Below are 20,034 nucleotides of genomic sequence, written 5' to 3'. Positions count from 1 at the left end.
TACAGGAGATAGTAATAAGAATTGATTTAAACTTATGAAAAATTCATTTTTTGCTATTATTTACCTTTATTTAATGATTTTCCGTACCTAAAATTTGAACACTTATTACTCAATAGCCTTTATTCTAAAAGATTTTTAATCTCGAACTCAGGTAAATCTGGGTGAAGATGGGTAGGGGATTAGGGAATTAGGGAATTAGGGGATTAGGGGATTAGAAGAAAAATTGATGAGTTTTTAATTCTCAATTCTCCATTCTCTTATTTAAAAGTTTTTCAGGAGGGTTTTAGTGGTTTCTGTAGGGTTTTCAGCTTTCATAATTTCCCTGACAACAGCGATTCTTTTCGCTCCTGCTTTGATGACATCTCTGATATTATTACTGTCGATACCGCCAATGGCAAACCAAGGAATTGTAGCGTTGTTTTGCGCATAGCGTACATATTCTAGCCCTGCTGGTTTTTTTCCTGCTTTGGTGGGGGTTTCATAAACGGGTCCAACTCCGATATAATCTGCACCATCACTGATAGCTTTTGCCATTTCTTGGGGATTAGTGGTGGATTTACCAATAATTTTACCCGATCCGAGGAGTTGACGGGCTAAACCAACGGGGCAGTCTGTTTGTCCTAAGTGTACTCCATCGGCGTTAACCGCCATAGCTAAGTCAATGCGATCGTTCACTATGAATAAAGCACCATAATTATTACATAATTGTTTTAATTTATAGGCTTCTTTGAGTTTGACTAAGTCATCTTGATCTTTGTGACGATATTGTAATATTTTTAACCCTCCTTTGAGAGCAGATTCTACCACGGTGAAAAAGTTATCCACAGGAGAAGTGACTAAATATAATGAACATTGTGCCAATAATTTAAAACGAGATTGCCCGAATAGATTACTTTCGAGGGTATAGACTTGGTATCGCATTTGTTTCATGGCGGCGGCAAATTCTCCATCGTACAATTTAGCGTATTCTTCTAATACTCTCAATGCTTCTTGTACTCGACACAAATTCGCTTGTAATAAGTCGTCTAAACTTTCTCTTTCTTCTTCTTGGGGGTGGGTTAAATCTGTACCGACATCATTGGGGGTATCTCTGGCGGTGCGTAATTGGGGGGAATGCCAACTGCCTAATTCTTGACGCATTTGTTTACAATTACTGGCAGTGTCTTTGTCATTTAAGCCGAAACGACACCATTCTTCGATAATTCTTAAGCCTTCTCTGGCTCGATCGAGATTTGCGTCTAATATACGATAAATTGCTGTTTGTTGATTCACCATAAAATTAATAGACTTCTTGCAGAAGTCGAGTAATAAGTAATAAGTTAAGAAATTTATGTTTTCCACCCTAAAATAGATTTTACTTTTTATTTTGCACTCGTGTCTAATGAATAAATCTGAAAGAATGTGTAACCCAACTAAAGAAGACTGCTCCCGATAACAATGTCCATGAGGTATATAATGGTTATGAGTAAAAATACTGATAAGAGTCAATAACATTTATTTCTTAAATATTTTAAGATTTATTTCTAGCATAAATTACTTAATACTAGGATATTCGATCGAATATTGAAGAAACATTTTATAATTATGAAAATTCTTTTAGCGGAAGATGATGAACGTTTAGGAAAATTAATTCACGATTATTTATTACCTGAAGCAGAATTAGTTGATGTGGTTAATACTGGATTTGAGATAGCAGAAAAACTCACAAAAGAATCCTATGATGTTTTAATTTTAGATGTGATGTTACCCAAAAAAAATGGTATCGATATTTGTCGAGATTTACGGAGGGGGGGGATTAATATTGCTATTTTATTTATCACAGCATTAAGTAATCAAAATGATAAAATAAAAGCCTTTGAATCTGGTGCTGATGATTATTTAATTAAACCTTTTGATTTTCAAGAATTATTAGTAAGGGTAAAAGCATTATTAAGACGAGATAATCAAATACAATCCTCTCATCTTAAATGGAATAATCTAGTAATGATACCTGAAGAAAAACAACTTTTTTATTGTGATAACACTATCCATTTAACCCCTACAGAATTTAAAATTTTACAGGTTTTTTTAAGTACTCCTAATAGAGTATTTAGTTCCGATTCAATTATCGATCGACTTTGGGATATTGAGGCTACTCCAACTGAAAGTACATTAAGAACTCATATTAAATCTTTAAGAAAAAAATTAGAAGAAAAAGGAGCAGAAAAAGATTTTATAGAAACAGTGTATGGTATGGGTTATCGTTTAAAACAGATTAAAGAAAAATTGATAACTAAAACAGAAAATGAGTTTTTATTAAATGAGAAAAAACAAAAAGAAAGTAAAGAAAATGAATTGAAATCTTTAATGAAAAAAATGTGGTTAGATAACCAAAAAAGTATCGCTGAAGATTGTCAAAAATTATCTGATTATATAGAGGGTAACAATAAAGAGTTAGATATTGATCAAGCTATACGGATTGTGCATAATTTTGTTGGTTTTCTCGGTAGTCTTGGTTTTGATACTGCTAGTAAAATTTCTAAAGAAATCGAAAATCTGTTGAAAAATAATCGAGATAATTTACAAAATCAAGAAATTAAATCAACTATCATGAAGTTGTTAAATGATTTAGAAACTAATTTATTTCCGTCGGGAGAAATAGCTACTTCTGCCAATCAACAAAATCTGACTAAACATTTATTTTCTCAAGAAAAGATAGAAATTTTAGTGATTGATGAGGATATTAAACTAAGTAATAATTTAATCCTTTTTATGGATAATCCTCAAGTTAATTTTAATTTTGTCTATACGATCGAATCAGGATTAAAATACCTTAAAGAAAAACAATATAATTTAGTAATTTTAGAAACGGAGTGGAAAAAAAATTCGTCTAATCAATTAATCAAAATTTTAGATTATTTAAAGAAGAAAGAAAATAAAACAAAGACGATAATTTATAGTAAAAATGATAGTTTAGAAAATCGTTTATATTGTTCTAAATATCCTATAAGTGCCTTTTTAAATAAAAATAATTCTCTGGAAATTCTTTGGGAAAATATTAAAACTATCTTATCGAATAATCATCATATATCTGAGACTAATTATTTATATGATATTTTAATTATTGACGATGATGTTAGATTTACAGAAGTTTTAAAACAAAAATTAATTTCAAATAAATTACCTATTAATATTCAAACTATATCCGATAGTGAAACTTTTTTAGAGGAAATAACTAAAATTAAACCAGAATTAATTATTCTCGATTTACAAATGCCAAAACTAAATGGATTAGATATATGTAAAATTATCAAAAAAGATCCCTTTTTACAATCTATACCGATTATATTTTTAACAGGAAATCTGAAACCTGATATTATTAATCAATTTGTGGAAGCAGGGGCGGATGATTTTATCAGTAAATCGAAAATTGATTTAGAATTATATCCAAGAATTATGACTCATTTAAAAAGATTCAATTCCGCACAGTAAATAAACTTGATAACTATATGATGAACTATTCTAATGATAATAAAACTATTAAGATTTTAGTTATTGATGATACTAAAGAGATGCAAGAATTGATAAAAATGTCTTTAGAAATGATTAATCAATGGTTAGTAATTACGGTTGATTCTGGTTTACAGGGAATACAAATAGCAGAAAAAGAAGATAATTTAGATTTAATTTTATTAGATTATTTAATGCCCGAACATAACGGAGAATTGACGATGAAAAAGTTGCAATCTATACCAAAAATTTCCCAGATTCCTGTTATCTTTTTAACGGCACAATCTGACGAAAAATTTAACTGGAAAAAACTAGGGGCAAAGGGAGTTATTTATAAGCCTTTTAATCCCCTTAATTTAGGTGATTTAATCAAAAAAATATTATAAGTTTTCACTTTCATTTTTTAATGACTAAAACTATTGTAGAGACCTAAAATTTTACGTTTCTACCTCAAATCTGGTGGATGTCTAATAAAAAAGAGTTACTTTACAAAACCTCCATCGATTTAGTACATTTCGCTACTGTAAAGATTGGTTAATATACACTATCATATTTAAACTGTAACAAAATTTAAGAATAGTGCGTGGGTAAAGTTTATTTAGTAGGTGCAGGACCGGGTGACGCTGGATTGTTAACTATAAAGGGGAAAACTCTGTTAGAATTGGCTGATGTGGTGATTTATGATGCCTTAGTTAGTGAAGAAATTTTGGCGATGATTAGCCCTTATGCTGAAAAAATTAATGCAGGAAAACGGCGGGGTAATCATTCTCTATTGCAGTGTGACACTAATCAGTTATTGATTGAAAAAGCCAAAGATCATGCAATCGTAGTAAGATTGAAAGGTGGTGATCCTTTTGTTTTCGGACGAGGGGGGGAAGAAATGCAGGATTTGATCAAAGAGGGTATTGAAGTGGAAATCGTGCCGGGTATCACCGCAGGAATTGCTGCCCCTGCCTATGCGAATATTCCTGTTACCCACCGAGATTACAGTTCTTCGGTTACTTTTGTAACTGGTCATGAATCCGCAGGAAAATATCGCCCTGAAGTGAACTGGAAAGCCATTGCGCAAGGTTCAGAAACCATCGTAATCTATATGGGGATTCACAATTTAAGTTATATCATCCCTCAATTATTGTCAGCAGGATTAGCAGAAGATACAGAAATAGCTTTGATTCGTTGGGGTACAAGACCAGAACAGGAGGAGTTATATGGTACTCTAGGAGATATGCTCGATCGAGTAGAAAAAACTGGTTTTACTGCCCCTGCCATCGCTATTATTGGTAAAGTAGTCGGTTTTCGACAAATGCTTACGGAGGAATAGGGGGATTGCTTCGTGCCTCCCAATGACATAAGATTGACTAATAAACGTGTTTCAATTATGGCAATAAAACGATCGAACTCGAATCTTCCACAACAAAGAAAAAGTGAAACCTCTGACAATAAAGAGAAAAAAAAATTATTGTTACCCACAGAAATAGTGGAAGATTTGGGAGAAAATGAAGATAAAATTCGCCCTCACCGTTTTGAAGATTATATTGGACAAAAAGACTTAAAAGGGGTGATTTCCATTGCCATTGAGGCAGCCAAACAAAGAAAAGAACCTTTGGATCATATACTATTATATGGACCTCCCGGATTAGGCAAAACTACCATGTCTTTAATTTTGGCTCAAGAAATGGGGGTAAATTGCAAGATTACTGCCGCTCCAGCCTTAGAGCGTCCGAGGGATATTACGGGGCTATTGGTGAGCCTTCAAGCAGGGGATATTTTGTTTATTGATGAGATTCATCGCCTAAATCGTGTTACAGAAGAATTGCTTTATCCTGCGATGGAAGATAGTCGTTTGGATGTAACCATCGGGAAAGGACAAGCAGCAAAAATCCGCAGTATTCCTTTATCTCCTTTTACTCTCATTGGTGCGACTACGAAAATCGGCTCGTTAACTTCTCCCCTGCGCGATCGATTTGGCTTAATTCAACGGTTAAAATTTTATGAGATAGACGAGTTAACAGAAATAATACTTCGATCGAGTGCTATTTTGAAGTTAGATATTGATCAAGGTGGTGCGCAGGAAATAGCTCGTAGGTCAAGGGGAACACCAAGGATTAGTAACCGTTTATTGCGAAGGGTAAGGGATTATGTACAAGTCAAACATCAGTCTTCCATTAATGAAGTGTTAGCCTCGGAAGCCTTAGATTTGCACAATGTCGATCGATTGGGGTTAGATTGGACAGATAGACTGGTATTAACCACCATGATAGAACAATTTAAAGGAGGTCCTGTGGGATTAGAGGCGATTGCCGCCGCTACCGGGGAAGATGCCAAAACCATCGAGGAGGTATATGAACCTTACCTTCTGCAAATCGGTTTTATTAATCGCACCACCAGGGGGAGAGTGGTGACAGACAAGGCTTATCACCATTTAAAAATTAATTTTGGACTTTCCCTTGACAAACTTTTTGAAAAAGGATATACTGTTTAACATAAAGGATCAAAGTATCCGATTGGGTGTGAGGAAATCAAATAGAAAAGCCTTTGGGGTCGAAACATGGCAAGACTCCCAAGGGTTTTTCTCTTTTAGGGGACTTGTTCAACACATAAAACATCAAAACCTTGATGCTTCATTATTTCTCCTAATAAAGAAAATGATAAAAACTAGACAGGTGGACAAGTCGAATGGAAGAAAAATTCTTAATATTTGATGTACTTTTGAGAGAATTTTATTCATTCACAAGAAATACAATCTTCCTGTCTGCCTGTCTTCCAAGTCAGCCCTCATCTATTTTTATAGCTCACTCAGGTAATCTAAGTATTATCTAGTCTTACTCAGCAAACCCTACCTAATTTCTAATTCCTAATTTCCTAACAAATTTATCTTACTTTGACAGGTCGATCGTAATTACGCTTAGGTTTTCCGCCACCTGTTGCACTATAGCTTTGTTTCCGTTCAAAACTACCACTGCCACGACTTCCATATTTACGTCCAGAAGGGGAGGGCTTACCTTTTCCTGCAATATTGGGTTTTAAAGATGCTTCGGGGGGAATTTCCCAATCCTGTTGTAACCATGCGGGGCAATTAGCATCATACAAAATTTGTAAGGTTGCCGCAGCGATCGCACTAGGTTCGTATTCACCATGTAACTCTTTGATTAAAGGTAAGAAAGAAGCTAATCTTTCACCAGCGAGGGATTCCTTAATTTGTTCCGTGAGTTTTTCCATCCGTTTGGCTTCCACTGTCGAGCGATTAGGAATTTGCTCTACACGGATAGCTTGATTCACACGACGCTCAATTTGACGTAGTAAACGACGATCGCTAGGTTCAACTAAGGCAATGGCTTTACCCTCTTTTCCTGCCCTTCCTGTACGCCCGATACGGTGAATATAAGTCTCACTGTTATCAGGTAAATCGTAGTTGAAAACGTGGGTTAAGTCCGATACATCTAAACCACGAGCGGCGATGTCCGTGGCAACTACTACCTTAATTTTACCTTCACGCCAACGCTGAATTAAACGCTCCCGTTGTTGTTGGCTCAAATCACCATGATACTCGTCCACACTTTGCCCTGCTTCTTGTAATTTGGCGGTTACTTCAGAGGCGGTACGTTTAGTGCGTACAAAAATAATAGCAGTTTGGGGGTCTTCAATTTCTAAAATTGGTTGAATTGCCTTGACTTTTGACCAACCACGAGGCACCATATACACCACTTGATCAATGCGAGAAGGAGTATCTTGGGGTTTTTCTCCCATAATACTAACAGGATCAGTCATAAATTCGTTGACTAATTGCTTAATCTCCCGGGGCATTGTTGCTGAAAAACAAGTAGTTTGACGATCGGCGGGGGTAGTGGATAAAATTTGTTTAACATCATCGATGAAGCCCATGCTTAACATTTCGTCAGCTTCATCCAACACAACATATTTTAAATGATCTAGTTTTAAATGTTTGCGATGCAATAAGTCGATAATACGTCCGGGAGTTCCCACCACGATATGAGCGCCTTTTTCTAAGAAGCGAATTTGACGCTCCATAGATTGTCCACCATACACGGTTAAAACATAAATACGTTCTTTACCAATTAAATCTTTAAGGGCTTCGGCTACCTGTTGGGCTAACTCTCTGGTGGGAGCTAAAATCAGGGCTTGAACCTCTTTTGAAGTTCGATCGATTCGATCGAGGATAGGGAGAGAATAGGCGGCAGTTTTACCCGTACCAGTTTGTGATTGTCCCACTACATCACGTCCTAAAATTAATTCAGGGATAGCTAAAGTTTGAATCTTTGTGGGAGTAGTAAAACCAAGATTTTCCACTTGATTAACGAGAGATTCTGAAAGTCCTAAACTTGCGAAAGAAGTTGTCATCTGTAATGATTAAATATGAATTGTTTAACTTAAAATGTCTCGACAGATGAAGGGGAAAACAATCACGAGAAGCAAAACTGGTAACGGTAAGGGGTTGAGATTAATGATATACACTTGACTAAACATTTCATAATTGATGGATTATGGCATTAGTCCTTACTTTCCGATTCTTACTTCTAAAGATACTCTTCCTTGAGATAGCGATGAGCAAACGGAATTGATTTTTTTCAGTTTACTGACAAAGTTTATTGATTTATCTCAATTTCACCATAGAGATTATAGACATCGACTAAGGTAATTTGGGAGAAAATGTAAACATCTTCCCTTGAAAAATTGATGCCTTTTAACAAATTGTAACAAACTTTGGCAATATTTTACGTTTTTCTGAAAAAATCTTATTATAAATATTATTGTCAGTGATCAAGTCTCATGAATACAGAATTAATTAAGGAAGTTCGATCGAACCATGAGTAATATTATCTTAATCACTGGTTCAGCAGGGTTAATCGGTTCGGAATCGGTGAAATACTTTGCTAAGTTGGGTTTAGATGTGGTAGGTATTGACAATAAAAGGAAAAACAAATGACACCTTGCTTTTAGCCTTAACTTCTAACCAATGATCGATGGGTGATATTATTTAGTTTGGCGATCGCACTTTTAGGATCGGGTATTATATATTTTGTGTTTACCAGTCCTGCTGATCCTAATGATATATTAATTATGTAACATTTTTATTGAGTGGATACGGTTAAAATTTGCGGAGGTGTGGCATCGGGAGGATAGAGAAAATCAACGGAGACTAATTTTTGACTTTGGGGGGGGATGGTTACGGTAACTAAATTTTCGCCTTTTTCGCCTCTTTTTTGCACTAAATGAAAGTATTGTAAACGGGGAATATTATTATCATCGTTATATTTTACCTGTACTAAACCTCGAAAAAAGGTTTGGGTGGGTAGGGGATTTAAAAAGTTAACTCCGGGGGTGTCTTGTTTGACGGGGGTTGAAATGGCAATATTAACGGTTTTGGCTTCGTTATTGGGGTTAAATAAGGGTAAAGTGAGGCTATACTGTAAGCTATAGTTACCGTGGGCACTGTAGGCAGTATCGGGGTATCTTACTAAAAGGGGAGCAGTTTGTACTTGATTTGTTCCCAGTGTACCACCAACAAGGGTACTTAAACCATAGGAAAAGGCTTCTCCAGCATTGGGAATAGTTAATAAGGGGGTTGAAGGGGAGTCGGTTAAGTCGGTTTTCCACATATTCCCTTGAGATACTCCTGCAACTCTACCATAGATTCTTTGCCCTTGGGCTTCAGGAGGAGTGGGCGCTTTGTCTCTGGGAGTGGATAGGGAAGCGTTGGTTAATAAGTTTTCCCATTGAGAAAGGCTTGGAGGGTTGTCTTCGGTGTCTTGATACATGGCGAGACTGGCTACATAGACTTTACCACTACTATATAATCTCATATAGCTCGATCGACCGTTAAGAGGGGGGGTAAGAGAATGTATGGGAATGGGGAGATTTAATAACATTCGACTTTCCCCTGCTGGAATTATGATGTTGGGAGGGAAGATTTCTTGACGTTTTCCTCGTAAAATATCTCCCATAACTCTACTACCCGGTCCTGCATAAATGTTACTTCCTTCTACTTTGGAGGGAAGGGTGATAAAAGGTGCATCGGGTTGACTTAAATAACTTGCTCCCTGTAAAATGTCGATCGAGACTGGTTCAGAGGTGGGATTATGAACGATGATGCCTAAGTATAAAGTTCTTTTGTCGTCTTCCGTTGGTGGTTTAGAAACATGGTGAGCAAAAATATCGAATCTTCCTTCAAAGGGAAAGTTTAAATGGGCGTTTTCATCGCTTTTGTTATCGGAAGGAAAGGTAGAGAGTAATATTCCTTCTCCTAATACTAATTCTGGGCTATTACTGTTGAACACGGGTATGTTGTTTAATTCTCCGGGTAACGGGCTAACTAATTGATTTTCGGCGACAATTTCGCTCTTTTGGGTAGTTTGACTATAAATAGCAGTGGGAATAACAGGAAAAAAAAGCGGTAATAATTCTAGCATAGTATCATTCGATCGAGAAAAATTATAAGATTTTGAAAATATAGAAAAGAGACTTAATCATGAACAGAAAAGTTCCATTATTTTAACTGATAATGAGCAAATTGTTATAAGATGTTTAATTATTTATTTTTAATTATTGCCCATGAATAGTGATGAATTAGCTAAATATATCGAACAAACTAATGGTATTTCTAAACCTTGGTTATTGGTACAATTAAGACTGCAAAAATTGGCAGAAAATAAAGCATTTTTATCCCCTGAAGAATATTTAATTCAACTAAAAGATATTCAGCAGGATATGATGAATTTAGGCGAGTGGTGGATTGGGCAAGAAAGAGAGGTTTTTTGATAATTTTAAGATTTAATTTTTCTTATGCAAAGACGCACAGAAGGACGCAAAATATATTTTTATTAGGCATCATAGAAAAGGCAGGTATTAACATTTTTCTACTTGTCCTAATAATAAAACAATTTGATCGATCGAGTTCCTTAAAGTCGTAGAATTGGCTATAGATTGATTAACAATAATCGTAAAAGCTAAATTATCATAATGGGGTGTTTTTAAGTATCCGGATAAAGATGCTACTCCTGTTAATGTACCTGTTTTGCCCGATAAATTATTAGCAATATTGGTATTAACAAATCGATTTTTTAATGTACCATTTTCTCCTGCTACGGCAAGAGAATTATAAAAAATCTCTTTATATTGACTATTATTCATTACTTTTAAAATCGTCACTAAACTTACAGGAGTAATGAGATTATGTCGGGATAAACCCGAACCATCTTTTATTTTATAATTGTCTTCTGATATACCTAATTCTTTCGTTATTTTAGCTAAATTTTCCCATTCACTTGCCGATGAATCAGCTAAATATTTTAATAGGACTTCTGCATATAAATTGTTGCTATCTTGATTGGTAGTTTTAATCAATTCTGATAAAGGAGGAGAGTCGATTTCTAAGAGAAATTGTTTATTTTTATCTAACTTTTCACCATAGTTAATAATTTGACTATTTTTAACTTTAATATCATAATTATTTAAGGTTTTAATCAGTGATTCTTGAAAATATTGGGCAGGATTTGGGATTGCTAATCGCCAAGTATTTGATTGTTTATTTAAAGGAAAATCTCCCGTCATTCTTAAGCTGGAATGAGCCAATAAAGGCAAAATGGTAATGTTAAATTCGGTATTTTCATCTCTAGTATAGACATTATTTTCAACCCTTATTTGTTTTCCTGCTAATTCATCTGACCATTGTAAAGAAGGTTGCTGATTAATGTTACCATGATTTAAGGTAAAATTCACGGTATTATTATTTAAAATTAAACTGTTAACTGGTACGGCAAAATAAAAGTAAATATCTTCAAATTCCCATGTATAATTAGTTGTTGGTTGTGATAAATAGCCATCCATTAATACTAGATTATTAACTTCTTTTATTCCTTCTTCCTTTAGTTTTTCAGCGATAATATTTAACTGTTGCTGTGAAAAAGTTGGATCTCCTTTTCCTTCTATAATTAAACTATCGATCGAGTTTTGACTAACATTAGTATTCGTGGACTCTCTTACAATATAAACAGGAGTATTAATGCTAAAATCTGCTCCTAATTTCCATAAAATAGAAGCTGTAGTTAATAACTTAATATTCGATGCAGGAATAAAAAATTTATTCTCATTTACTTGATATAAAACTTGATTATCTTTAAGATTTTCGATAACAACTCCCCAAGTTTCTTTTTGTCGTGAGGGTTGATTAATAATCGATTCTATTTCTTGATTAAGATTACTGGCACAGATTTTTTTCTCCTTAATATTAACAGATTCTTGGGCTGATATAGGTAAGGGTAGAAATAAAAAAATGTAACTTAAAAGAAAAAATAAATGACGTTTCATCGCAAATTATAGAGCAGATTTTAAAAAAGTTTGTAGTAAGAGTTTTAACCCTCTTTTTATCAATTTTGATGTCTATTGTACGGTTAAACCATAACTTTTAAAAATATTAGTAACTTTAGTGATTAATTCAGGAGAAGGAGGTTCAGTATCTTTTAATTGATAATCATAGCCTAAGGTTTCCCATTTATATTCTCCCATTTTATGGAAGGGTAAAACCTCTACTTTTTGAACATTTTTAAAATGAGAAATAAATTCAGCTAATCCATGAACATTATGATCAGCATCTGTTAAATTAGGTACTAAGACAAATCTAATCCATGTGGGTTTATTTATCTCTGCTAAATAACGAGCAAAAATCAAGGTAGGTTCGAGGGAAACATTAGTCAACTTATGATAAATTGTTTCATCAAAAGATTTAATATCTAACAACACTAAATCAGTATATTCTAAAACGGGTTTTGCACTGTTTAAATTCACATAACCAGAAGTGTCTAAAACTGTATGAATACCTATTTTTTTACATTTTTCAAAAATAGCTTTCACAAATTCTGGTTGCATTAATGGCTCTCCTCCCGTTACAGTAACACCACCACCAGAATACTCAAAGTACGATCGATACTTCTCAATTTCGTTGACTAATTCGTCAACACTAACAGTTTTTCCGTCTTCAAAATGCCGACAGTCTGGGTTATGACAATATAAGCATCTTAAAGGGCATCCTTGGGTAAAAATCACAAAACGAATACCCGGACCGTCCACTGTGCCACAGCTTTCGACAGAATGAATTAAGCCAGTTTGTAGGGTAGGATTAGTTTCTTGAGTATGGTTAATAGTTAATGATTGCGTCATTGATTGTATTAAGAGAGTAATAATGGATTAAGATAATTCATTATAACCTGAATCAAAGGAATGCTATATTTGGGCAAATTGGGCAGAAATAAAGGGAATTATGTCACGGTTTTGACTGTTTTCTTTTCCTTCCGTGAATACTATTAATAGATAAGGATTTCGATCGAGCATTTCAATATAAGCACAATCATGGCGTACGGTAGAAGTCCATCCTGCCTTTGACCATAAACTACTATTATTAGGTAAACTCTCCCCTAAAAAGCCATTAATTTGATTTTCCTCTTCCCCCTTCTCTAAAGTTTTACAAGTCACATCTCTTTTAAGTAAATCCATCATTTTTTGAGAGGCAGTAGAAGACACCGCAACTCCACCGATGATACTATGAAGCAATCTTGCCACGGCATTAGTGGTTAACATATTACGATTATCATAAGTTTCCCCTAAAAACATCCTTTCTCTACCATAAGCGCCATCACACCATGTTTTTTGATTAACATTGATAGTCGCTAATTCTTTCCAGCCTAGAGATTGATAATAACGATTAACGATATTTCTTTGATATTTCCATGTTTCAAAAGGTTCGATCGACAACTCCACTCCTGAAGTAGTACCACTAAGCATATCCACAATATAACTGGTGGCATCATTACTAGAATCCACAATCATATCTCTAATAGCACGATTCAACTCAGGAGATTCGCTAATCATTCCCCCCTCTAACCATTCATAAATAGCGACTAGATAGAATAACTTAACCACACTGGCAGGGTAAATTTTTTCTTCCCCCCGATAACTAAAACCTTGGAGGGGATATTGCCAAAATTCTTGAGAAGATAAAGCGCCTCCAGTATTAACGATAACAGGTTCATCATAAACAATCCATGTTAAAGCGATTTGATTTTTGGCAAGGCTTGGAAATTCTCTCCATGTAGCTTCGAGAATATTTTGTGCTTTGGCGGTAAAGGTGTCGTTAGTTGAGAAAAAAACCATATAAATTAATTGAGAATTGAGAATTGAGAATTAAGAATTAAGAATTAAGAATGAGGAATTAAAACGCTTTCACAAATATTGTAAAACCTAATACCTTCTTCTCACCAATAAATTCTATACTTCACTGAGGGATTCATTATTTATTAATTTTACTGTGCCACCCAGAGAATTAAAAACGGGGATAGGGATTGAATATTTAGATAGATGTTGCAAGGTTTCTTTTCCTCTACCCGTTAACACTAATACTGGTTGACATTGGGCATTAATAGCACATTCTATATCACTAGGGGCATCGCCAATAAAGTACGATCGAGCTAAATCAATATTTTGATGTTGACTATAAGTCTCTAAAAGATAAGGAGAGGGCTTACGACAATGACAATTATCAGCAGGTTGATGAGGACACATTAAAATATCTGCGAATTGTATCCCAAATTGACCATATTCTTCTAAAATTTTTTGATGAATCGCCATGACATCATCATAAGTGAAATAACCTCGACTAATGCCCGATTGATTGGTGACAATAACTAAACGATAACCTTGATCTTGCCATAATTTGAGAGCCTCGATCGCACCTTGAGGAATTTTCACTTGTTCAGGTTTACTAAGATAAGGGATATATTCTATTACCACCCCATCCCTATCTAAAAATAATGCTTTCATCTATGATTGACAGTTAACAATTAAATTTGATTAACTATTTATTATTAACTATTTATGACAACTTCCTTATTAATTGCTATTAGCCTTATTTTAGTCGCTTATTTACTCGGTTCATTTCCCACTGGGTATATACTAGCTCGTATGTTAAAAGGTATTGATATTCGAGAAATGGGATCAGGTTCAACAGGAGCGACAAATGTACTCAGAAATGTCGGCAAAGGAGCGGCGATCGCCGTCTTAATTATTGATATGCTCAAAGGAGTATTAGCCGTATTAGCCGTTAAATTGTTGTATGACTATAGTGAGATATTACCCCCTCAATGGCAAGACTGGTTAATTGCTGTATGTGCATTAATAGCAGTGATTGGGCATAGTAAATCCATTTGGTTAAACTTTGCAGGAGGAAAATCCGCCGCCATCAGTTTAGGAATTTTATTGACGATGAATCCTTATGTGGGTTTAGGTACTTTTGCGGTATTTTTAAGCGTATTAGCGATAACTAGAATTGTCTCAATTAGTTCTATTTCCGCCTCGATCGGTGTTAATATTTTGATGTGGATTTTCTTACCCACGATACCCTATATCGGTTTTGCTATTATTGCCGCCAGTTATGTCATTATTCGTCACCGTAGCAATATCGATCGAATTATAGCAGGAACAGAACCCCGTATTGGACAAACCGCAAACTCTTAGAGAGCTTCAGAAAAATACGATCGTAGGGGTTGAATATTATTCAACCCTTCCCTTATGAAGTTAAGATAATGACTTTACAATAACCCTTTGCGTTCTTCTTTCTTTGCGTCTTTGCGTCTTTGCGTGAAATTATACATTAATATTTGTAATTTCTAAGCCAAAACAAAATCCACATCATTAGTGCCAGAAGTTTCCCCTTCTCCAGACTGAAGTTTTTTGCCATTGATAATTACAGCAAAAGGAGTGTTTTCCATGGTTAAACGATAATCAGTTTCAGAAGCGGTATAACCCACACTACCAATCATTTCTCGTCCCTTATCAGTATAAACAAAAACCAACATTTGATTTTTCGATTTTTGTTGATCATAAGCCCAAATTACCATATAATTTTTATCTTGATACTCAAAAACTTTAGGCGATCGATTAGGTTGATAACGTCCTACCGTGCCGAAAGTTTTATCCAAAAAACCTTGTACAGAATTAGTTTCCACCACTGCAAAAGCGACTTCTTCTTGAGGATTAGAAATAGAAGCATCTTCAGGTAATTGATTAACCACTTCTTGCTGTTTTTTCTCCTGAAAATAATCCACAGCTTTTTTAACTCCGATCGCACCCACTGTAGCGATACCTGCACCAATAAGAATATTGCGTAACTTAGTCATAATTAAATTGAATGTATTTATTACATCCCATTATCCCTTAAATCTTAGTAGTCAATTGTTAAAACTTTCTATAAAAACCAAATTTCCAATTTATTTTCAAAATTATTGGCATTTTCCCAAAAAGTTAGATATAATAATTAAATGTGAAAACAAACGGGTCGATGCCCGAGTGGTTAATGGGGGCGGACTGTAAATCCGCTGGCTATGCCTACGCTGGTTCAAATCCAGCTCGGCCCATCGCCTTTGTAGCTCAGTGGTAGAGCACACCCTTGGTAAGGGTGAGGTCACGAGTTCAATCCTCGTCAAAGGCTTTTTATACTTGTACAGTGCCAAATTAATTGTCATCGGTGACAAATTAGTGTCGTTAGATGTTATTACCAAGAGTGTGTTCCTTTCAATGGGACTTACACCTACATGATGATTAAGTTGTCAATGTACTAAAATAGATACATTACCGCTAATCCCCTAGATAATAAATCTAGTTTCTAGCGAACGAATCGCACTATTACTTATTACTCATTACTTCAAGCCAAATTTATGGTAATTTACCAACCATTTTTTTCGCTCACCCCTTATTTTGCCACACTTTTTTTGTCAATGTAGTTTGTCTAAACCCTTGATTTTAATAGCCTTCTGATTTTTTTCAGCCGACCCTATCTAGAATTGTCTATTAACAAAAAATATTATGCGACTAAAGGTAAATGTAAATGGTAAGGAGAAGATGATAAATCTGTTTGAATTAATTGAGAAAAATTATTAATAATAAAAGAACAAGACTTAAAATACTCCCTCACCCATTGATGATACCATTGTATTTGAAAATCATTGAGCAATTCTGTTTCTGTACCTAGATAGATAATCCTACCTTGATTATTGATTTGAAACTTACTTAACCATTCATTATTGGGCTTGGAAGAATGCCAATATTTGGTTACTAAACCTACCCCCAAATACTTCGTGCTACAAGAGCTGATATAGTTGATAGCGTTTAAAACATCTGCTAGGGCGACTTCATTATATTCCACATAAATTAAACCCATTTCTTCCTGATTTAATTTACTATCGAATTGAGTATTTTTATCGTATTGTGCTTCTCTAAAATAAGTTTTATTTATTATCGCAGAAGTAAAACAAGTACCCGTTATATTAGATTCGCCCATATAGGTTTGAGTTAAATTAGCACCGGTTAAAAATGCGTTTTTTAATTCAGCTTTACGCATATTACCATGGGATAGATTGCAATTATTGAGAGAGGCTTGGGTAAAATTAGCACAACTTAAATAGGCTTTTTCGAGACTAGCATTATTGAGATGAGCTTGACGAAAATTAACTTTTTTACCATGAACATTATTTAAGTTAGCTTGATGGAGTTTAGAAAAACTTAAATCACTTTCATCTAAAATAGCATTTTTTAAATTAGCACCTTTTAAGTTAGCACCTTTTAAGTTACATTTACTGAGATTAGCATTTTCTAAATTAGCATTCTCAAAATTAACAAAACTTAAATCACTATTTTTTAAATTAACTCCGCTTAAATTAATTCCTTGTAGATTAATGTTAGACCAATTGTGACTATGAAAATTTCTTTCCCCTAAGAGGTAACGCTGATTAATTTCTTTGATTAAGTTATTCATAGGTTTTACCTCAGCTTTTCAATTATTGTTATCTTTGATTTAACTCTAATTTAAGAAAAAATTGTGGAGATTTTGTGGAGATTTTCTACAGTTTTGTAATCTTTTATATAAAATGTTATTATCAATACATAATTCTGATAATTATATTTGGGAAAAATAAATTTTACTATCAATTCTACTAAGGAATGAGTCTATTTACCTAGTTTCTTGAAAATTGATAGTATTTTATTTATTAAATTTTACAAAATCTATTTTGACAATGTAATTAATTCTTCTAAGGTTTCTGGTGAAATATTAATTTGAGGATTGTGTTTTAAAGTTTTGGCTAATTGAGAGAGTAAATATAGTTGTTGATTGGGGTTTAAATTAAAAGTAATGTCCATTTTTTGTTCATGATTTCTCAGGAGAATTACATGATTTTTTCCTGATGGATTACTGACTATTTCTACTTCTGATAGGGATAGGGTGGGATATTGGATAATATTTGTGGTAAAGCGAATGATGAGATTGGATTGAGATTGAAGATATATGTCTAATTGGTGAAAATCTGCATCTAATTCTATTTTATGGGGGGTGTAACCAAATTCTTTTTCTTCTCCTTGTTTCTTGCCATAAAGGGTGATGCCTCTTAGTTGAGGTGAGTCGAGGGTAAATTCTTCGTCAAATCTTTGGGTTTCCCAATTTATATCGTCAAGGTTGCCACTGGTGGGAATTAATCTTTGGGCTAATTTTACTGGTTTTGTACCAAGATTTGACCACCATTGACTAATTAATTGTAAATTGGTGAGGTTATGGGGATTTTCGGATTTTGTCTGCCAAGTGATTTTTTTATTCATGGTATTTCGATCGAACTTTATTTTATGGTAACTTTAACGATGATGAGAATTAAATAATCTACTTAAGTTAAATGTGTCTTAGCTAACTCATTGTCTGGTAATGATTAGGTTTTTAATAATTTTTAATGTTTTCAGATGATGCTCAGACGATCGTGCTATATAATTATCTAATTAAATTATCCTCTAAAATGACAATTTCCTCCGAAAATAAGATTTTTATACTAACTGTTTGTGAAATTCACTATGATTAAAACTGCTATTGGTGACAACCTTGATTGTGAAACTTTAAACCATAAATTTCATGAGATAATTAATGGTGAGTTTGATAATCTCGACCGAATTGAAATTGACTGTTTTAAGGAAGATAATTACTTAGTCATTTTAATTAGTGAATCTATTACGGAAGTGATCGATCGAATCAAAGACACCTTAGAAGAATATCAGATTGTGGATAACTTTTTGATTCGCAATATTAATGATGCCAATGAAATTTATTACAACAGTATTGAACATAATTTAGAAGATATTAAGCAAAAAAAATATTATAGCTCTCAAAATTTTTCTGTTGGGTTTATTGTCTCTCTTTTAGGAGGAATCTCCTTAGGTATTATCGGAATTTTTTACTATTTTACTCGCCCTTGTGTGTTAGGAGAATGTAGCGTTATTACTGAAACAGAGACATCAATTTCTAATCAATTTGAAGCTAATTATCAAAATTTAACGGAAGAAAATATCAAGGCTTTACAACTAGGCTTAATATTAGAAATTAATGAGTTAAAAAGAATTCCCCGTTGGTCAAAATACCATGAAGAAGCCACTTCTTTTATAGAAAAATATGATAAGAAAGTTAGTCAATTAGATAATGTCTTGGGTGCTTTACAGTTAGAAAAAGACTCAACAAATTTAACTCAAAATCTTCCTTTATCTCTGGATGAATGGATTAGAATTAAAGGTTTTTGGCAGGAATCGATCGAACTTATGAATAGTTTAAATATCGATATTTTAGCCAACTTTAAAAACGAAAAATTAAATCTTTATCAAAATCAACTAACCATTGCTGATAATAATATTAGCAGAGAAAAACAAGGACAAGAAAATTTAATTAATGCTCAAAACTTAGCTACAACTATAGAAAATAAACAAAAAGAAATTAGCAGTTTAACAGACTTAGAAAATATTGAAAAAAGTTGGCAGACTGCAATAAAACAAGTAGAATCGATCGAACCCTTAACGAAAGCCTATCAAGAAAAAGAAACCCTTTTAAATAGTTATCTCCTCAATTTAATGGAAATACAAAAACAAATTACCAAAGAAAAAAATGCTCTCAATATTAAAAATCAAGCAAAAAAAAATATCAACGAAGCCTTAGAATCACAAAAAAATAATCAATGGACAAAAGCAGTTTCTGCATGGGAAAATGCTTTAAAAGAATTAAAAAAAATTGCTCCCGAAACCTTCACCGCCCAAGAAGCTAAAAATTTAGAAACCAGTACTAATAAACAACTAGAAACAGCTAAATCACAACTAAAAAAAGCCCTTGTTAAACAAGAAATTAAAGCCGAATTAGATACTATCTGCAATAATAGCGAGTTAAAGTGTAGCTATAGTGTAGAACCAAATACCGTTAAAATCTTTTTAAATCAAGAATATTTACAAAAAATATCTAAACTATCAAGTCTTAACAGTTTAACCAATAATGATCAACAAAAACAACAGATAAATACCCACATTGAGCAAGTTGAAAAAAATTATCAATATATAAGTACAAAATATCAAATTATGGTAGAAGTATATAATCCCCAAAGACAATTAATTATGATTTATAATACACGCATTTAGAACACAATAATTAAATTAGGACACTTCTAAATTGAAAGATAAAGGTAGGCA

General features: G+C 33.7%; 18 protein-coding genes and 2 tRNA genes. 10 read left to right on the top strand and 10 right to left on the bottom strand.

Annotation, left to right across the window (positions count from 1 at the left end):
• Window positions 1-261: 261 nt before the first annotated feature.
• Complete coding sequence (locus tag SYN6308_RS09400; protein WP_017294186.1) at window positions 262-1,275, bottom strand: thiamine phosphate synthase; 1,014 nt, start codon at window positions 1,273-1,275, stop codon at window positions 262-264.
• Between the two features lie 309 nt (window positions 1,276-1,584).
• On the opposite strand from SYN6308_RS09400, the gene SYN6308_RS09395 reads away from it, so the two are divergent.
• The 4 genes from SYN6308_RS09395 to ruvB all read left to right on the top strand — a co-directional run bounded on the left by SYN6308_RS09395 (window position 1,585) and on the right by ruvB (window position 5,971).
• The gene (locus SYN6308_RS09395) at window positions 1,585-3,471 is read left to right on the top strand and encodes a response regulator transcription factor (RefSeq protein WP_017294185.1); all 1,887 of its coding nucleotides are present in this window, start codon (window positions 1,585-1,587) and stop codon (window positions 3,469-3,471) included.
• A gap of 17 nt (window positions 3,472-3,488) precedes the next feature.
• Complete coding sequence (locus SYN6308_RS09390) at window positions 3,489-3,875, top strand: response regulator (RefSeq protein ID WP_026102001.1); 387 nt, start codon at window positions 3,489-3,491, stop codon at window positions 3,873-3,875.
• Between the two features lie 197 nt (window positions 3,876-4,072).
• Complete coding sequence (gene cobA, locus SYN6308_RS09385; RefSeq protein WP_017294183.1) at window positions 4,073-4,810, top strand: uroporphyrinogen-III C-methyltransferase; 738 nt, start codon at window positions 4,073-4,075, stop codon at window positions 4,808-4,810.
• 57 nt (window positions 4,811-4,867) lie between these two features.
• A complete protein-coding gene (gene ruvB / locus SYN6308_RS09380) occupies window positions 4,868-5,971 on the top strand; it encodes a Holliday junction branch migration DNA helicase RuvB (RefSeq protein ID WP_017294182.1) in 1,104 nt (367 codons plus the stop codon).
• 389 nt (window positions 5,972-6,360) lie between these two features.
• Here the strand turns inward: ruvB and SYN6308_RS09370 are convergent, their stop codons facing one another.
• Entirely contained in the window at window positions 6,361-7,848 is a 1,488-nt protein-coding gene (locus SYN6308_RS09370) for a DEAD/DEAH box helicase (protein WP_017294180.1), read from the bottom strand.
• Window positions 7,849-8,314: 466 nt separating this feature from the next.
• On the opposite strand from SYN6308_RS09370, the gene SYN6308_RS24530 reads away from it, so the two are divergent.
• Window positions 8,315-8,434: an NAD-dependent epimerase/dehydratase family protein gene (locus SYN6308_RS24530; RefSeq protein ID WP_017294179.1), complete on the top strand. Its 120-nt coding sequence runs from the start codon at window positions 8,315-8,317 to the stop codon at window positions 8,432-8,434.
• 145 nt (window positions 8,435-8,579) lie between these two features.
• Here the strand turns inward: SYN6308_RS24530 and SYN6308_RS09360 are convergent, their stop codons facing one another.
• Window positions 8,580-9,917 (bottom strand): DUF3370 domain-containing protein, encoded by a 1,338-nt coding sequence (locus tag SYN6308_RS09360; protein WP_017294178.1) that lies wholly within the window; start codon window positions 9,915-9,917, stop codon window positions 8,580-8,582.
• A gap of 142 nt (window positions 9,918-10,059) precedes the next feature.
• Between SYN6308_RS09360 and SYN6308_RS09355 the strand changes: the two genes are divergently transcribed.
• Window positions 10,060-10,266, top strand: coding sequence for a hypothetical protein (locus SYN6308_RS09355; RefSeq protein WP_017294177.1), 207 nt, complete (start codon window positions 10,060-10,062; stop codon window positions 10,264-10,266).
• Between the two features lie 87 nt (window positions 10,267-10,353).
• Here SYN6308_RS09355 and dacB read toward each other — a convergent pair whose 3' ends face one another.
• From dacB to SYN6308_RS09335, 4 genes are all read right to left on the bottom strand, one after another.
• Complete coding sequence (gene dacB / locus SYN6308_RS09350) at window positions 10,354-11,814, bottom strand: D-alanyl-D-alanine carboxypeptidase/D-alanyl-D-alanine endopeptidase (protein ID WP_017294176.1); 1,461 nt, start codon at window positions 11,812-11,814, stop codon at window positions 10,354-10,356.
• Window positions 11,815-11,886: 72 nt separating this feature from the next.
• Window positions 11,887-12,663: a pyruvate formate-lyase-activating protein gene (gene pflA, locus SYN6308_RS09345; RefSeq protein ID WP_017294175.1), complete on the bottom strand. Its 777-nt coding sequence runs from the start codon at window positions 12,661-12,663 to the stop codon at window positions 11,887-11,889.
• Window positions 12,664-12,726: 63 nt separating this feature from the next.
• Window positions 12,727-13,653 carry a serine hydrolase gene (locus tag SYN6308_RS09340; protein WP_017294174.1) on the bottom strand — a complete coding sequence of 309 codons (927 nt, stop codon included), beginning with the start codon at window positions 13,651-13,653 and terminating at the stop codon, window positions 12,727-12,729.
• Window positions 13,654-13,767: 114 nt separating this feature from the next.
• A complete protein-coding gene (locus SYN6308_RS09335; protein WP_017294173.1) occupies window positions 13,768-14,319 on the bottom strand; it encodes a D-glycero-alpha-D-manno-heptose-1,7-bisphosphate 7-phosphatase in 552 nt (183 codons plus the stop codon).
• Window positions 14,320-14,373: 54 nt separating this feature from the next.
• Here SYN6308_RS09335 and plsY point away from each other — a divergent pair, with 54 nt between their 5' ends.
• Window positions 14,374-15,012 (top strand): glycerol-3-phosphate 1-O-acyltransferase PlsY, encoded by a 639-nt coding sequence (gene plsY, locus SYN6308_RS09330; RefSeq protein ID WP_017294172.1) that lies wholly within the window; start codon window positions 14,374-14,376, stop codon window positions 15,010-15,012.
• Between the two features lie 152 nt (window positions 15,013-15,164).
• On the opposite strand, the gene SYN6308_RS09325 is transcribed toward plsY, so the two are convergent.
• Entirely contained in the window at window positions 15,165-15,674 is a 510-nt protein-coding gene (locus SYN6308_RS09325) for a hypothetical protein (RefSeq protein WP_017294171.1), read from the bottom strand.
• 155 nt (window positions 15,675-15,829) lie between these two features.
• On the opposite strand from SYN6308_RS09325, the gene SYN6308_RS09320 reads away from it, so the two are divergent.
• Window positions 15,830-15,911, top strand: a tRNA-Tyr gene (locus tag SYN6308_RS09320).
• Between the two features lie 2 nt (window positions 15,912-15,913).
• Window positions 15,914-15,985: transfer RNA gene (locus SYN6308_RS09315), tRNA-Thr, on the top strand.
• A gap of 372 nt (window positions 15,986-16,357) precedes the next feature.
• Here SYN6308_RS09315 and SYN6308_RS23350 read toward each other — a convergent pair.
• Both SYN6308_RS23350 and SYN6308_RS22215 read right to left on the bottom strand, forming a co-directional pair.
• A complete protein-coding gene (locus SYN6308_RS23350; RefSeq protein ID WP_017294170.1) occupies window positions 16,358-17,308 on the bottom strand; it encodes a pentapeptide repeat-containing protein in 951 nt (316 codons plus the stop codon).
• Between the two features lie 248 nt (window positions 17,309-17,556).
• The gene (locus SYN6308_RS22215; RefSeq protein WP_017294169.1) at window positions 17,557-18,144 is read right to left on the bottom strand and encodes a hypothetical protein; all 588 of its coding nucleotides are present in this window, start codon (window positions 18,142-18,144) and stop codon (window positions 17,557-17,559) included.
• A 243-nt stretch (window positions 18,145-18,387) separates the two neighbouring features.
• Between SYN6308_RS22215 and SYN6308_RS09300 the strand changes: the two genes are divergently transcribed.
• The gene (locus SYN6308_RS09300) at window positions 18,388-19,983 is read left to right on the top strand and encodes a hypothetical protein (RefSeq protein WP_017294168.1); all 1,596 of its coding nucleotides are present in this window, start codon (window positions 18,388-18,390) and stop codon (window positions 19,981-19,983) included.
• Window positions 19,984-20,034: the final 51 nt, after the last annotated feature.

It is taken from the genome of Geminocystis herdmanii PCC 6308, assembly GCF_000332235.1.
GTDB lineage: Bacteria > Cyanobacteriota > Cyanobacteriia > Cyanobacteriales > Cyanobacteriaceae > Geminocystis > Geminocystis herdmanii.
This window is presented reverse-complemented; position numbering and strand designations above follow the sequence as displayed.